General features: G+C 60.2%; 1 protein-coding gene. It reads left to right on the top strand.

What is annotated here, in order from left to right; genetic code table 11:
- The coding region (locus ACR9ZK_RS21965) for an imelysin family protein (RefSeq protein WP_481344072.1) at window positions 1-274 on the top strand (274 nt) is incomplete at both ends.

The raw sequence follows: 274 nt of genomic DNA, 5'->3' as shown, positions 1-274 counted from the left end.
CATGAAGCTCGGCCTGCTGCTTCACGATCCGGAAGAGGAGCAGGATTGCTTCTCCGACAATACCTATAACGAGCACAATGGCGACGCCATCGGCATCGCCTCCGCCTATACCGGCAACTATACGCGTGTCGACGGCACCAAGCTGAAAGGCCCGTCGCTGCACGATCTGGTCAAGGCCAAGGACGCAGCGCTCGACAAGGAGACCGAGGGGAAGCTCAACGCTACCCTTGCAGCCATGAAGGCGCTGGTGCATCGCGGCGAGACGGTCGAGAAA

This window comes from Monashia sp. HAY1-5C (genome assembly GCF_056755255.1).
This window is presented reverse-complemented; position numbering and strand designations above follow the sequence as displayed.